The sequence below is a fragment of the Streptomyces sp. NPDC050161 genome, from assembly GCF_044460025.1.
In the GTDB taxonomy this organism is placed as follows: Bacteria; Actinomycetota; Actinomycetes; order Streptomycetales; family Streptomycetaceae; genus Streptomyces.
Genome location: NZ_JBITJM010000008.1, coordinates 22,931 through 37,508 on the forward strand (window position 1 = coordinate 22,931; position 14,578 = coordinate 37,508).

Below are 14,578 nucleotides of genomic sequence, written 5' to 3' on the forward strand. Positions count from 1 at the left end.
AAGCCCCTGTAGGCGCGCTCCCACCGGGCCGCGCCCCGTCCCGCGCTTGGTCGCCGCGGCGCACTCCGTACGGCGATAGCAGGCCATCAAGAACGCGTAAAGATTGCCGGATTCCGGCAATGTGCCTGCGCCCCCTGCGCTGCCACGATGGATGCATCGACAGCGGCACGGTCATCGGCAGCGCTACGGGGGACGACCATGGGCGACTTTCTGCATGCTGCGCTCGCCTTCCCGGCGGCGCTCTTCAGTTTCGCGCTGGTCATCGTCGCCGGGTACTGGCTGCTGGTGCTGATCGGCGGTGCCGGCGTGCACATCCTCGACGGGGGTGAGGATGGCCACGCCGGCCCCGGCGCCCAGGAGGCCGGACTTCCGGTGACGGTGACGCTGTCACTCGGACTGCTCATCGCCTGGCTCGTCAGCCTCGCGGGCGCCGCGCTGACCGCCGACCTCCCGCTGCGGGCCGCGTCCCTCGCGGTCGCGGTGGCCGCCGCCTTGGCCGGCACCCGCCTCGCGGCCCGCATCGCCCGCCGCGTGCTGCCGCCCGAACAGGTCGCGTCCCGCGACGACTTCATCGGCCGGATCTGTGTGATCCGCACCGGCCGGGTCGACTCCGGCTTCGGCCAGGCCGAGGTGCGCGCCGATGACGGTGCCACCGCGATCGTGCAGGTACGCACCGAGGAGACCGGCCTCGCCGCGGGCAGCAGCGCCCTCATCTTCGACTACGACGCCGACGGCGAGTTCTTCCGGGTCGCGCCCTTCGACGGCGCCCTCGACCCGCACAAACCCGTCGCCTGAGACCCCGCCCCGGCGGCTCCGCCCGGCCGCCCCGCGCGCCGCACCGCTCGCCGCGCGCGCCACGCTCACGCGTCGTCAACTTCCCGCACCTACACAGGGATTCACCGATGGATGCCATCACCATAGGAATCGGCGTGACCATCGCCGTCGTCGTCCTCATCGTGCTCGTGGCGGTCTTCGCCGTCACCCGCCTCTACCGCAAGGTCCACCAGGGCCAGGCGCTGATCGTGTCCAAGTACCGCAAGGTCGACGTCACCTTCACCGGCGCCGTGGTGCTGCCGGTGCTGCACAAGGCCGAGGTGATGGACATCTCGGTGAAGACCATCGAGATCGGCCGCACCGGCAACGAGGGCCTGATCTGCAAGGACAACATCCGCGCCGACATCCGGATCGCCTTCTTCGTCCGCGTCAACAAGACGAAGGAGGACGTGGTCAAGGTCGCCCAGGCGATCGGCACCGACCGCGCCAGCCACGACAGCACCCTCCAGGCGCTGTTCAACGCGAAGTTCTCCGAGGCGCTCAAGACCGTCGGCAAGCAGCTGGACTTCCAGGACCTCTACACGATGCGGGACGAGTTCCGCGACCGCATCATCGCCGTCATCGGCACCGACCTGAACGGCTACAGCCTCGAAGACGCCGCCATCGACTACCTGGAGCAGACCCCGCTGGCGCAGCTCGACGCCGCCAACATCCTCGACGCACAGGGCATCCGCAAGATCACCGAGCTGACCGCGATCGAGCACGTCCGCACCAACGAGTACCAGCGCCACGAGGAGAAGGAGATCACCCGGCAGAACGTCGACGCCCGCGAAGCCGTGCTCGAACTCCAGCGCAGGCAGGCCGACGCGGAGATCAAGCAGCACCGCGAGATCGAGATCGTCCGGGCCAGGGAAGAGGCCGAGACCGCCCGCGTCCAGGCCGAGGAGCGGCTGCGGGCGCAGGCCGCGCACCTCAAGACGGAGGAAGCGCTCGGCATCCAGAACGAGAACCGCGAGCGGGAGATCGCGGTGGCGGTCAAGAACCGGGAACGGGTCATCGCCATCGAGAACGAGCGCATCGAGAAGGACCGGCTGCTTGAGGTCATCGCCAGGGAACGCGAGACGCAGCTGACCCGCATCGCCGCCGACAAGGAAGTCGAGGCGGAGAAGCGGGAGATCGCCGACGTCATCCGGGAGCGGATCGCGGTCGAGAAGACCGTCGCCGCCCAGGAGGAGGAGATCAAGAAGCTGCGGACGGTCGAGGAGGCCGAGCGCGAGCGGCAGTCGCTGATCATCCGCGCCGAGGCCGAGGCCCAGGAACGCCTGGTCAAGGACATCAAGGCGGCCGAGGCGGCGGAGCAGGCGGCCACCCACCGCGCCGCCGAGCAGACCACGCTCGCCGAGACCCGCCACCGCACCGCCGAACTCGACGCACAGGCCAAGATCCGGCTCGCCGAAGGCATCCAGGCCGAAGCCGCCGCGGCCGGACTCGCCGACGTCCAGGTACGCGAACGGAACGCGCAGGCCATCGAGAAGTCCGGGCTCGCCGAGGCGGAGGCGGCCGGCGCGCTCCTCAAGGCCGAGGCGGAAGGCGCCCGCCTCAAGGCGCTCGCGGACGCCGAAGGCACCAAGGCGCAGGCGCTCGCCGACGCCGTCGCCATCGGCGAGAAGCTGAAGGCGGAGGCCGAGGGGCTCACCGAAAAGGCCGCCGCGATGGCCGCGCTGGACCCGGCGAGCCGGGAGCACGAGGAGTACCGGCTGCGGCTCGCCGCCGAGAAGGACATCCGCCTCGCGGACATCGACGTCAGGCGGCAGGTCGCCGAGGCCCAGGCGACGGTGCTCGCCACCGGACTGGAAGGGGCCCGCATCGACATCGTCGGCGGGGAGAGCGCCTTCTTCGACAAGCTCGCCGGCTCCATCGGCACCGCCAAGGGCCTGGACGCGCTGGTCGACCGCTCCGAGACGGTCCGCACACTCGCCGGGCCCTGGCTCGACAAGGAGCACTCGACGTTCACCGACGACCTGGGCGCGATACTCGGCGGCCTCGGGGCGGCCGGGCTGCGCGACCTGACCCTGGCCGGCGCGCTGGGCCGGCTGATCGCGACCGGCGGCCCGCAGTCCGGGCCGCTCCAGGGCCTGTTGGACGCGCTGCGCGAGGGCGGCCTGGCCGACACCAGGATCGGTGACCTCGGCGCCACGCTGCCGGCCGCCCGCAACGGCAGTGCGGCGCACGCCTCGTAGCGAAGGTCCGCAGGCGCGGCGGGGGAGCGGGCCGCGGGGCGGCGGCACGCGGCGGATCAGCCGCGTGCCCGCCGCCCGTACGAAGTCAGCAGGGAGTGGGACAGCACGTGAACACCGACAACGCGCAGCACACACCGTCCGCCACGCAGGCGGCGGACCCGCCGGCCGGCGGCGTACCCGACGGCACCTACGAGCTGCTGCGGGACCGGCTCGCCGCAGCCGCCGACGACCTCGCCACCCGGGCCGGGACGCTCAACTCCCGCCGGATCGAGGCATTCGGCACCGCCGCGCAGGAACTCCTGGCCACCGGCAGGCTGCACACCGCCGCGGCCTGCCTGCCCCGCGACCTCGCCCAGGTCGGCGGCCACCTGCTGTTCGGCCACCACCCGCCGGCCACCGCGGCCACCGACGGCACGCCCACCGCCGTCACCGACGTCCTCGCCCTGCACCGCCTCACCGGCGACCACATCGAACCCGCGGAGCCCGGCGCGCTGCCAGGACTCCTCGACGACCCGCGCTTCCTGCACGACTTCGACGAACTGCACCGCTACTACCGCCAGGCCCGCCTGCTCCAACTGCGCCGCACCGACAGCCTGTTGCTCGCCGTCTTCCGCACCGGCGACCGGCCCACCGACCTTCGCGCCCTGCGCTGGCGGATCGCCGCCGACGGCACCCCCGCCTACCTCGACGCCAAGGGCGAACGCGACCTCGCACCGCCGCCCCCGCACGACGTCACCTGGACCCCCGCCACCCGCGACGACCACGTCCCCGGACGCCACCCGCACATCGCCGTCCAGGACACCGTCTACGTCTCCACATCCGGCGGCGCCCTCACCCTCAAGGCCGACAACGACACCGGCACCGCCGACGGCATCCACCGCGAACCCGTCGACGAACCCCTCCAGTCGCTCGCCGACGCCGAGGTGGCGCACGCCCGCGTCGGCCCGCTGATCCTGCTGCGGGTGCGCCCCTACAAGGAGACCGCCGACCGGTACCTCGTCTACCACACCCGCACCCGCACCGCCGTCCGGATCGACGCCATCGGCCAGGCGTGCCGCACCCTCCCCGATGACCAGGGCATCGTCTTCCCCGGCGGCTACCACCTCACCGGCGGCGCCACCAAAACGTTCGACACCCCCGCCGCGGGGCTGGAGTTCGCCCGCGCGGTCCGCTCCCCGAACGGCGAGGACGTGCTGTACGTCTTCCAGGACCGCGCCGGGGGCCGCACCCTCCTGCTCCCCTACAACGTCATCCGCGAGGAGGCCGCCGCCCCGCTCACCGCCCGCGGCTACGCGCTCTTCGACGACGGCACCCTGGCCGTACTGCGCGACGGGGGCCCGGAGCCCGCCCGCGTCCACCCCGTCCAGATCTGGCGCACCCCCTTCACGTCCGACGCCCACGCGGCGGCCGGCCCGCAGGGCGAGGGGCCACTGGCCCGCATCGGCAACGCCGAACTCGTCCGCGGCATCTCCGACCTCCTCGGCGTGGCCCGGATGACGGCCACAACGCAGCCGTCCGCCGCCGTCCACGACGCCATCACGGCCGCCGCCACCCGCGCCGCCGACACCCACCACTGGCTCGCCGACCCCGAACTCGGCGCACCCGCCGAGCCGTTGGCGACCGTACGGGCCACCGCGTCCCGGATCACCGAGGAATTCGCCCGGGTCACCGCGCTCCGCGAACACGCCGCCGCGCAGCTCGCCGACGCCGATACCCGCACCACCGCCCTGGTCCGCGAAATCCGCGCCGACCGGCCCGACTCCGCCGACACCTGGGTCCGCCACCTCGCCGCGCTCCGCCACGCCCAGGGCCGCCTGGAGAGCCTGCGCGAGACCCGGCACATCGACACCGCCAGGATCGACACCCTCACCGCCGCACTCGCCGACGACACCGCCGCCACCGGCCGCCGCGCCGTCGCCTTCCTCAGCGCCGACGACGCCTTCACCGCCACCCACCGCGCCGTCGCCGCCCTCACCGAGCAGGCCGCCGCCATCGGCTCCGCAGCCGACGCCGCACCGCTCGCCACCCGCATCGACGAACAGGCCGAAGGGCTGCGGATCGTCACCGACGTCGTCGGCACCCTCGACCTCGCCGACACCACCGTCCGCACCGCCGTCCTCACCCGCATCGGCGACGTCCTGGGCGCCGTCAACCGCGCCCGCGCCACCCTCGAAGCCCGCCGCCGCACCCTCGCCGACGCCGAGGGCCAGGAGGAGTTCGCCGCCCACTTCGCCCTCATCGGGCAGGCCATGGCGGGCGCGCTGGCCGACGCCGCCACCCCGGAGGAGTGCGACGAACAGCTCGGCAGGCTGCTCCTCCAGGTCGAGAACCTCGAAGCGCGCTTCGCAGGACCCGACGACGCCGCCACCGGCGATGACGACCGCATGGCGCGGATCGCCGCCCGGCGCGAGGAGATCAGCGAGGCGTTCGCCGCCCGCAAACAGGCTCAGCTCGACGAACGCGCCCGGCACACCGACCGGCTCGCGGAATCCGCCGACCGGGTCCTGGCCACCGTCACCCGCCGCGCCCGCGCCCTCGACACCGCCGACGAGGTGCACGCCTACTTCGCCGCCGACCCGCTGGTCGCCAAGGTCCGCGCCACCGCCGAGAAGCTGCGCGCCCTCGCCGACCCCGTACGGGCCGGCGAACTGGAGGGCAGGCTCGCCGCCGCCCGCCAGGAAGCCGGACGGGCCCTGCGCGACCGCGCCGACCTCTACGACACCGCCGGCACCCTCCGCCTCGGCAGGCACCGCTTCGCCGTCAACACCCAGCCCCTCGACCTCACCCTCGTCCCGCACGAAGGCCGCCTCGCCTTCGCCGTCACCGGAACCGACTACCGCGCACCCGCCGACGACGACCGCCTCACCGCCGACCGCGCCTTCTGGGACCAGCCGCTGGCCTCCGAATCCCCCGCCGTCTACCGCGCCGAACACCTGGCGGCCCTCCTCCTGGACCGGGCCGAAACCGGCGAGGACGGCCGCACCCTGGAGGCGCTGCGCGCCGCGGACGCCGACGGCACCCTCGCCGGCCTCGTCGGGCACGCCGCCCAGGACCGCTACGACGAGGGCTACGACCGCGGGGTGCACGACCACGACACCACCGCTGTGCTCGCCGCCCTGCTGCGGCTGCGCGCGGACGCCGGCCCGCTCCGCTTCACCCCGGCCACCCGCGCCACGGCCCAGCTGTTCTGGCACCACGGCACCGACCACACCACCCGCACCCTGTGGACCACCCGCGCGCACTCCCTGGCCCGCGCCCGCGCCCGCTTCGGCCGCCGCGCCGACACCGACGAACTGGCCGCCGAGCTGACCCGGGCCACCGCCCGCTTCCTGACGGACACCGGCCTGCCGCCCGCCGATGCGGCACCCGACCCCCACGACCCGGCAGGCCCCGGCGGCTACCTCGTCGACGAACTGGCGGCAGGCAGCCCGCACTTCGCCACCGGAGCCGCCGCCCGCGACCTGCTGACCGGCTTCCGGCAGGCACTCGGCGGCCCCGGATCCACCGCCGTCAAGGAATTCACCGAGGACCTGCGCGCACTCGGCGGCGACCTCGCCGCCCGCCACCACCTCGTCACCGCCTGGCTGAGCGGCTACGCCGACGACCGTGGCGCGCCCCACGACGACCTCGCCGAGGCCGCCGCCATCGAACTGTGCGGCCCCGACCTGCCGCGCCGCGACATCGACGCACCCGTCACCACCGTCGTCGGCGGACTGCTCGGCAGCCACCCCCGGATCCACCCCGACGGCACCCTCCCGCTGCGCCTGGACGAATTCCTCGCCCGCACCCGCGCCTTCCGCGCCACCCGCGTCCCCGCCCACCGCGCCTACACCCGCCGCCGCACCGCCCTCCTCGCCGCCGAACGCCGCCGGCTGCGCCTGGACTCCTACCGCCCGCACGTCCTGCCGTCCTTCGTCCGCAGCCGCCTCATCGACGAGGTGTACCTGCCGCTCATCGGCGACAACCTCGCCAAGCAGCTCGGCGCGGCGGGCGACGCACGGCGCACCGACAGCCAGGGCCTGCTGCTGCTCCTGTCACCGCCCGGCTACGGCAAGACGACGCTGCTGGAGTACGTCGCCGCCCGCCTCGGCCTGGTCCTCGTCACCGTCGACGGGCCCGCACTCGGCCACGGCACCACCTCGCTCGACCCGGCCGCCGCACCCGACGCCGCCGCCCGCCGCGAGGTGGAGAAGATCTCCTTCGCGCTGGAGATGGGCAGCAACGTCCTCCTCCACCTCGACGACATCCAGCACACCTCGCCCGAGCTGCTCCAGAAATTCATCCCGCTCTGCGACGCGCAGCGCCGTATGGACGGCGTGTGGGACGGCGAGGCGCGCAGCTACGACCTGCGCGGCAAGCGCTTCGCGGTCTGCATGTCGGGCAACCCGTACACCGAGTCGGGGCAGCGCTTCCGGTTGCCCGACATGCTCGCCAACCGCGCGGACGTCTGGAACCTCGGCGACGTCCTCACCGGCAAGGAGGACCTCTTCGCGCTGTCCCACATCGAGAACGCCCTCACCGCCCACCCCGTCCTCGCCCCGCTCGCCGCCCGCGACCGCGCCGACACCGCCCTGCTGGTACGGCTCGCCCAGGACGACCCGGCCGCCCGCGCCGACCAGCTCACCCACCCCTACGCCCCGGAAGAGCTGGCACAGATACGCGCCGTGCTGCGCCTGCTGCTGCGCGTGCGGCGCACGGTGCTCGACGTCAACCGCGCCTACCTCGCCTCCGCCTCCCAGGCGGACGCCACCCGCACCGAACCGCCGTTCCTCCTCCAGGGCTCGTACCGCAACACCAACAAGCTCGCGGCGCGCCTGGTGCCCGTGATGAACGACACGGAAGTCGACGCGCTGATCGACGACCACTACCGGAGCGAGGCCCAGACCCTGACCGGCGGCGCCGAGGCCAACCTGCTCAAACTCGCCGAGATCCGAGGCCGCCTCACCGGCGATGAGGCCCGCCGCTGGCAGGAGGTGAAGGCCACCTGGCGGGCCCGCTGAGGTCCTGGGGCGCCACCGCGTCGGCATCCGGCGGACGACTCGTGCAGATCGTGTGCAGGTGGTGCGGGCGCGGCGGGCTCCCTGCCAGGCAGGGCGGGGACACCCCGTGACGGGCCGCACACCCGGAAGGGAGGCGGGTGGGCGAGGACCTTGACGAAGGCTTAGCATCCTCTGCGTGTCCAAACTGACCGACGTGCCCAAACGCATCTTGATCGGGCGCGCACTGCGCAGCGACAAGCTCGGCGAGACCCTTCTCCCCAAGCGCATCGCACTCCCCGTCTTCGCCTCCGACCCGCTCTCCTCCGTGGCCTACGCGCCGGGCGAGGTGCTGCTGGTGCTGTCCGTCGCGGGCGTGTCGGCGTACCACTTCAGCCCGTGGATCGCGGTCGCCGTCGTGGTGCTGATGTTCACCGTCGTGGCGTCGTACCGGCAGAACGTGCACGCCTACCCGAGCGGCGGCGGTGACTACGAGGTCGCCAACACCAACCTCGGACCCAAGGCCGGTCTGACCGTGGCCAGCGCCCTGCTGGTCGACTACGTCCTGACCGTCGCGGTCTCCATCTCGTCCGGCGTGGAGAACCTCGGCTCCGCCATCCCGTTCGTCGTCGAGCACAAGACGCTCTGCGCGATCGCCACCATCGTGCTGCTGACCTTGATGAACCTGCGCGGCGTCAAGGAATCGGGCAAGCTCTTCGCCATCCCGACGTACGTCTTCGTCGCAGGTGTCTTCATCATGATCATCTGGGGCGCGGTCCGCGGCCTGGTCATGGGCGACTCGATGAAGGCCCCCACCGCCGACTACACCATCCACGCCGAACACCAGGGCCTGGCCGGCTTCGCCCTGGTCTTCCTGCTGCTGCGCGCCTTCTCATCCGGCTGCGCGGCGCTCACCGGCGTCGAGGCGATCAGCAACGGCGTGCCCGCCTTCCGCAAGCCGAAGTCCAAGAACGCCGCCGGCACCCTCGCCCTCATGGGCGGCCTGGCCGTCACCATGTTCTGCGGCATCATCGCGCTGGCCATGGCCACCGACGTCAAGATGGCCGAGTCACCGGCCAAGGACCTGCTGCACAACGGCGTCCCGGTCGGCTCCGGCTTCACCCAGGACCCGGTCATCTCGCAGGTCGCCGCCGCGGTCTTCGGCAGCGGCTCGTTCCTCTTCGTCGTGCTGGCCGCCGCCACCGCCCTGGTCCTCTTCCTCGCCGCCAACACCGCCTACAACGGCTTCCCGCTGCTCGGCTCGATCCTCGCCCAGGACCGCTACCTGCCGCGCCAGCTGCACACCCGCGGCGACCGGCTGGCCTTCTCCAACGGCATCGTGCTGCTGGCCGGCGCCGCCGCGGTACTCGTCTACATCTACGGCGCCGACTCCACCCGCCTCATCCAGCTCTACATCGTCGGCGTCTTCGTCTCCTTCACGCTCAGCCAGATCGGCATGGTCCGGCACTGGAACCGCCACCTGCGCACCGAGAAGTCCGTCGCCGCCCGCCGCCGGATGCACCGCTCCCGCGCGATCAACGCGTTCGGCGCCACCTTCACCGGCCTCGTCCTGATCGTCGTGCTGCTGACGAAGTTCACGCACGGCGCCTGGGTCGCCCTGCTCGGCATGGTCATCTTCTTCGTCACGATGACCGCCATCCGCCGGCACTACGACCGGGTCTCCGACGAGATCGCCGCCGATGACACCCCCGACGACGACGTCGTCCGCCCCTCCCGGGTGCACTCCATCGTCCTGGTCTCCAAGGTGCACAAGCCCACCCTGCGCGCCCTGAACTACGCCAAGCTGATGCGCTCCGACGCACTCGAAGCGCTCAGCGTCGACGTCGACCCGGCCGACACCAAGGCGCTGCGCGCCGAGTGGGAACGCCGCGGCATCGAGGTCCCCCTCAAGGTCCTCGCCTCCCCGTACCGCGAGATCACCCGCCCGATCATCGACTACGTCAAGTCCCTGCGCCGGGAGAGCCCGCGCGACGCCGTCTCCGTCTACATCCCGGAATACGTCGTCGGCCACTGGTACGAGCACCTGCTGCACAACCAGTCCGCCCTGCGCCTCAAGGGACGCCTCCTCTTCACCCCCGGCGTGATGGTCACCTCCGTGCCCTGGCAGCTGGACTCCTCCGAGGCGGCCAAGCTGCGGGCCCGCAAGCGCGCCGAGTGGAACGCGCCGGGCGCCGTCCGCCGCGGCCCGGTCACCCAGCCGAAGAAGGACAAGGCGGCCACCAAGAAGTAGCGGCCCGCCGGGCGTGCGGCGTCCGCGGCACCGGGCACGGCACGACGGCACGTAGAATCGAAGGCTGTCGTCCCGCCGTACCCGGCCGCGGCCCCGCCGCGCCACCCCCACCTTTGGAGCTTCGCCGCCATGCAGACAGAACCCGAGAAGTCGCTGGTCGGCGCGGAGTACGAGGTCGAGGTCGGTCCGGTCGCGCACGGCGGCCACTGCATCGCCCGCACCGAAGGGGGCCAGGTCCTCTTCGTACGGCACGCACTCCCCGGCGAGCGGGTCACCGCCCGTGTCACCGACGGCGAGGAGGGCGCCCGCTTCCTGCGCGCCGACGCCGTCGAGATCCACACCCCCTCCAAGGACCGCGTCGAGGCGCCCTGCCCCTTCTCCGGCCCCGGCAGGTGCGGCGGCTGCGACTGGCAGCACGCCGCCCCCGGCGCCCAGCGCCGTCTCAAGGGCGCGGTGATCACCGAGCAGCTGGAGCGGCTGGCCGGCCTCACCCCCGAGGACGCCCGCTGGGACGGCACCGTCGAACCGGCCCCCGGCGACAAGGTCGCCAAGGGCGAGGTCCCGGCCTGGCGCACCCGCGTCCAGTACGCCGTCGACGCCGAGGGCCACGCCGGCCTCCGCAAGCACCGCTCCCACGACGTCGAGCCGGTAACCCACTGCCTGATCGCCGCCGATGGCGTCAAGGAACTGGGCATCGAGAACCACACCTGGCCCCAGATCGCCTCCGTCGAAGCCATCGCCGCCACCGGCTCCCACGACCGCCAGGTCATCCTCACCCCCCAGCCCGGCGGTCGCCTCCCCCTCGTCGAACTGGACAAGCCCGTCTCGGTCCTCCGCGTCGACGAGAAGGACGGCGGCGTCCACCGCGTCCACGGCCGCCCCTTCGTCCGCGAACGCGCCGCAGGCCGCACCTGGCGCGTCGGCAACGGCGGCTTCTGGCAGGTCCACCCGAAGGCCGCCGACCTCCTCGTCGAGGCCGTCATGCAGGGCCTGATGCCGAAGAAGGGCGACATGGCCCTCGACCTCTACTGCGGCGTCGGCCTGTTCGCCGGCGCCCTGGCCGAACGCGTCGGCGACAAGGGCGCCGTCCTCGGCATCGAATCCGGCAAGCGCGCCGTCGAGGACGCCCGCCACAACCTCCAGGACCTCGACCGCGTCCGCATCGAACACGGCAAGGTCGAGTCGATCCTCCCCCGCACCGGCATCACCGAAGCCGACCTCGTCGTCCTCGACCCCCCGCGCGCCGGCGCCGGCAAAAAAACCGTCACCCAACTCACCGCCCTCACCCCCCGCCGCATCGCCTACGTGGCCTGCGACCCGGCAGCCCTCGCCCGCGACCTGAAGTACTTCCAGGAGGCGGGCTACGTGCCGCGACGGATGCGGGCGTTCGACCTGTTCCCCGTCACGCATCATGTGGAGTGCGTGGCAATTCTGGAGCCGGCGGCCAAGCGGGCCTGACCTGCGGGTTTTCGCGTGCGCATGATGCGCTGCGCGGTGTGGGCGTTACGGGCGATATCTCGACGCTGAAATGACGCTCGTGACGCTCATTTGACGCTCGTTCTGATGGGCCGTCAGTCGCCTGCTTACGCTGCTCACGCCTGCCGAAGCAGAGGTTCCGCAGCCTCACTTTGCGAGAGTTGGCCCTTTGGCGTCAGGTGGCTGGGGTCAATGCGCCGTGGCGAGCCGCTGTTCGGGGTGGGCGGCTGGTGATTCAGACGGTTGCGCGGCTGCATCGGTAGGCCGTCGGTAGCCCACATCAGCTCAGGTGAAGCGCGCTGCCAACTGACGGCGGGCAGTTCTCCAGACGCTCTCGAACTGCTCGGCCGTCAACGGCTCCGGCACGTAGCCCTTCCACTCGGACACGGGTGACTCGGCGGTGACCCCGTATTGCGAGTCGGAGTCCGTGTCCCAAGCAGCGGCGGCGCATTGCGGCTCGGCACCTCGGAGCTCGATTTGTCGGCGGACCCAGCCGTCGCCGCCGACCTCGAAGTAGAACCAGATGTCTTCCTCGTCCCAGCAGCTGCGGAACCATGTCGTCATGCACTCATGATGACGCTCGGTGCGCGACGTTCTTCTGGCCAGCGGAGGCGTCCTGGTTTCCTCTCTCAACCTGGAGCGATTTGCCGCGTGTTGTCGGAGGCCATGGCTCGGGCGGCAGCGACAAAGGCTTCGCGGGCGGACTCGGCCCGCTCCATGAGAGGGTCGCGAATCCAGCCGCCGACCAGCTGGGGCCAGGCCGCGGGGCAGCGGTCGGCGAGAGCGACGGTCTGGTCCACCTGTGCGTCGGACAACTTTCGGCTCTCGCGGAGGCAGTAGTCCAGCAGATCCCGGTCCCTCCACCTGCCCTCGTCTTCCTTGTTGGCCCAACCAGTGAGGAACTCCCAGGCCACGAACGCTGAGTTGTGATGCGGGTCTTCGCAAGTCTCCGCGTTGCCGGGGCACCATCCGTCTTCGAGGGCGGCGAGCGAACTGCGAAGTACGGCCCGGTCGAGCGCCAACTGCTCCAGATGCCGGCACTGTGCGCGCAGTTCCTTGGTCGGGGGCAGGAGGCCCGCAGGCACGATCAGCTCCAGCGGGCCGTACGCCTTCTCCACCGGTTCGGTGCGCTCGCAGAGGAGCAAGTGGCGCCGTTCGTGTTCGATGTCCGGCAACCGTCTCACTGTCCGGATCAGGGCATCCACCGCGCGGAGGAACTCTGCTGTTGCTGAACCGAGTTGCGTGCGATGCCAGGTCTTGTATTCGTTGCGTCCCTGGAGTCCTGCGACCGTCAAGGACGCAGCAGCTTGGTTGAGTCCCGTTGAGAGTGTGGCGTCTGCTGCTCGTTCGGCGCTGCGTTTGTTCCACCACGCGGTGACGACGGCTACGGGGACGGGGAGAAGGGCGGCGATTGCGCCCATATCTGCCATGTCCATGGGCCCATTCTGCCTTGACCGGGGGCAGGTTGGCGGTTGTTCGGAACGGGCACTGGGACCTTCTCTTGGATCCCGGGGAAGACTTTAGGGGAAGCCCTAACGAAGGGCGAACGGTTCCTGGGAACCAGAGGAGATCTTCTTGAAGTCCTCGCTCTCGTGGCCCTGACCTGCGCATATGCGTTCTCCAGGCACCCTGGCCTGCGTAAACGCATCTTTCGGGGCTTTCCAGCTTCATGCGCCGTTACGTAGTCGATTCCCCCCCCAGGAGAGGTGTGACCGTGATACGCGCCAAAGGGGCAACGGGATGATCTTGAAGCCCTGATCCGCTCGGATTTACGTGCGGTGGCGGGCCGCGGGGTCGCGTTCGGCGACGTGCCGGGCGACCGAGTCGACGCCGGGACGGGCGTACCACTCCAGGGAGCGGACGGAGGCGTGGCGGGAGCGGGCCGGCAGCATCGGGGTGGAGGTGCCGTCGTCGGCGTCGTGTGTCAGGGCACTGTGCCGGAGCGGGTGCAGGGTCCAGCCGTCCAGGTCCTCGATGTCGTCGGATGAGGCGAGGGGGTTGGCCAGCAGCCGGGTGTTCTCCTCGAAGATTTTCTCAGCGCGGCGGTAGGAGAGCCGGGCCCGGCTGGTCTCCGGGCACACGTCGAGCGTCGGTGTTCCGGCCGGGGCCTTGCGGTCGCTGAGGAACAGCGGGCCGCGGGTACGGCGGGCGATGAGGCTGGGCAGGAGTTGGGCGGTGCCGGACTGCCAGTGAATCCGCTCTGTCGCCCTGCCCTTGGCGGTGATCCTGCCGCGTTTGTCCTGTGGGTACAGGTCTTCCACGTTGAGGCACAGCACCTCGTCGGCCCGTGCGGCGGACTCGTAGAGCATCTTCCACTGCGTCTTCTCCCGCAGGGCGACGTCGAGGCGTCACAGGGCGGCGATCTGGGCTTTGGTGCGGCCTGGCGGTGCCGGCCACCGCTCGGTGCCGATCGTCGGGTCGCCAGCGATCCAGCCTTGGCGCTGCCACCAGCTGATCGCCTTGCGCGCGATGGACAGTTCCCGGTTGACGGTGTCGGCGCCCATCTCGTCCGCCCGTGCCGCCGCCAGCTCAGCCAGCACTTCGGGCAGTGCCGGGTCGTCGATCGCGGCGACGGCGAAGAGGGGCGGCTTCGCGCCCCGGCGGGCGGGCCCGGTCGGCGCCGGTTCACCGGCGAGCATCCACCCCCACGTCGTCAACGAGATCCGGTAGATCCTCGGCGTGATCCTGCCAGAGAGTCATCGATCTCCACGGACAGTGCAGTCGCGAGGGCTTCGAGGTCTGTCGTCACACACGGACCAACGAGACCCTCGCTTCATGCACCCGAAGACTTCGGACTTACTCATCTAGTGCACTTGACCAAGCGCTAGCCCGCGGCGACCAGTCGGCGGTCAGGCGCGAGC

At 71.6% G+C, this 14,578-nt stretch carries 9 protein-coding genes; 5 read left to right on the top strand and 4 right to left on the bottom strand.

The features are described 5' to 3' along the window. The first annotated feature begins 198 nt into the window (after positions 1-198). The 5 genes from ACIBK8_RS15950 to ACIBK8_RS15970 all read left to right on the top strand — a co-directional run bounded on the left by ACIBK8_RS15950 (position 199) and on the right by ACIBK8_RS15970 (position 11,699). Positions 199-795, top strand: a complete 597-nt coding sequence (locus ACIBK8_RS15950) for a hypothetical protein (protein WP_399042406.1) — start codon at positions 199-201, stop codon at positions 793-795. Between the two features lie 107 nt (positions 796-902). Next, a complete protein-coding gene (locus ACIBK8_RS15955; protein WP_399042407.1) occupies positions 903-3,014 on the top strand; it encodes a flotillin family protein in 2,112 nt (703 codons plus the stop codon). A gap of 107 nt (positions 3,015-3,121) precedes the next feature. After that, a complete protein-coding gene (locus ACIBK8_RS15960; protein ID WP_399042408.1) occupies positions 3,122-8,014 on the top strand; it encodes a DNA repair ATPase in 4,893 nt (1,630 codons plus the stop codon). Positions 8,015-8,189: 175 nt separating this feature from the next. Further along, a complete protein-coding gene (locus ACIBK8_RS15965; RefSeq protein ID WP_399042409.1) occupies positions 8,190-10,241 on the top strand; it encodes an APC family permease in 2,052 nt (683 codons plus the stop codon). 129 nt (positions 10,242-10,370) lie between these two features. Next, complete coding sequence (locus ACIBK8_RS15970; protein WP_399042411.1) at positions 10,371-11,699, top strand: class I SAM-dependent RNA methyltransferase; 1,329 nt, start codon at positions 10,371-10,373, stop codon at positions 11,697-11,699. 303 nt (positions 11,700-12,002) lie between these two features. Here the strand turns inward: ACIBK8_RS15970 and ACIBK8_RS15975 are convergent, their stop codons facing one another. From ACIBK8_RS15975 to ACIBK8_RS15990, 4 genes are all read right to left on the bottom strand, one after another. Further along, positions 12,003-12,281 carry a hypothetical protein gene (locus tag ACIBK8_RS15975; protein ID WP_399042412.1) on the bottom strand — a complete coding sequence of 93 codons (279 nt, stop codon included), beginning with the start codon at positions 12,279-12,281 and terminating at the stop codon, positions 12,003-12,005. A gap of 65 nt (positions 12,282-12,346) precedes the next feature. Continuing rightward, positions 12,347-13,153, bottom strand: coding sequence for a hypothetical protein (locus ACIBK8_RS15980; protein ID WP_399042413.1), 807 nt, complete (start codon positions 13,151-13,153; stop codon positions 12,347-12,349). Between the two features lie 333 nt (positions 13,154-13,486). Further along, positions 13,487-14,026: a site-specific integrase gene (locus ACIBK8_RS15985; RefSeq protein ID WP_399042414.1), complete on the bottom strand. Its 540-nt coding sequence runs from the start codon at positions 14,024-14,026 to the stop codon at positions 13,487-13,489. Between the two features lie 39 nt (positions 14,027-14,065). Then, positions 14,066-14,374 carry a hypothetical protein gene (locus tag ACIBK8_RS15990; protein ID WP_399042415.1) on the bottom strand — a complete coding sequence of 103 codons (309 nt, stop codon included), beginning with the start codon at positions 14,372-14,374 and terminating at the stop codon, positions 14,066-14,068. Between the last annotated feature and the right edge of the window lie 204 nt (positions 14,375-14,578).